Here is a 1,045-nt window from a genome sequence, read left to right as displayed (position 1 = left end):
GCGCCCTTGAACACCTCCGCGATCGACCAGGCGGCTGAGGTGGCCGCACCGGTCGCCACGCCGGGCGCATACTTCGCCATGCCCTGCTGGTAGGCCTTGATGCCCGGGATCGAGCTGTCGTACCACGGTGCGTAACCGCTCACCGCGATCATTCCCTCGGTGTTCTTGTCCTTGAGCCAGTCGGCTGGCTGGATCGCCTGGGCCGGGGCGGCGACGCGGGCCTTCAGGCCCTGCGCGACGCAGGAGTCAAGCACCCGCAGAACGACGTCGGAGCCCGCGCCGATGAGCATCGACTGCACCCCGGCGTTCTTCATCTGCAGGCACGGCGCGGTGTAGTCGGCGGCGGAAGAGGAGATCTTGACCGCGGTCATGGTCTGTCCGGCGTTGGCGGCCGCCAGCTGGATGATCGGCAGGGACTGGGCGCAGCCCGCGGACTCCGCGCAGTAGGCGAAGCCAAAGCTCTTCGTGCCGACGCGGCTCGTCTCCTGGGTGACGGAGAAAACGCTGGCGAACGGGTTCAACCCGATGTTGAAGAAGGCCGGGTTCCGGTAGTCGGAGTTCCCGATGATGCCGATCGCCGGGACGTTCCTGGCCTTCAGATAGGCACTGAACGTGTAGGCGGGTGGGAGCCCTACCAGCGCGATGACGTGGTCCTGCTCGACCAGTTCACGTACGTTCCGCAGCCCGGTCGCCGGGTTTCCGGCGTCGTCCTTGACGATAAGGTCGATCTTGTGGCCGTTGATACCGCCGCTCGCGTTGACCGACTTCGCCCAGGCCTTGACCGCATCGCAGTAGGGGCCGGCGGACGAGGCGAGCGGGCCGCTGCATGTCAGGTCTGACCCCAGTTTCCAGGTCCCGCCCGCGCTCGGACCGTGGGAACCGCCGGAGCTCGACGAGCAACCGGCCGCCGCGGCGGCGATCGCCACCGCCGCCACACCGACAGCTAACTTGTAAAGGCGCATCTGGTTCGTCCTCTCGATAATCGCTCCTCGCGCGCCGGACCGAACGACGACGAAGGCACGGAGCTTCATTGTTTCGGGACGAC

The 1,045-nt window shown here is 67.0% G+C and carries 1 protein-coding gene; it reads right to left on the bottom strand.

The features are described 5' to 3' along the window. A partial coding sequence (locus MXD60_RS26230; RefSeq protein WP_248822382.1) for an ABC transporter substrate-binding protein occupies positions 1–926 on the bottom strand: 926 nt, incomplete at its 3' end. Positions 927–1,045 lie beyond the last annotated feature (119 nt).

It is taken from the genome of Frankia sp. AgB32 (genome assembly GCF_023243045.1).
In the GTDB taxonomy this organism is placed as follows: Bacteria; Actinomycetota; Actinomycetes; order Frankiales; family Frankiaceae; genus Frankia.
Note: the sequence above shows the minus strand (reverse complement) of the source record. Positions and strands in the feature narration are given on the sequence as shown.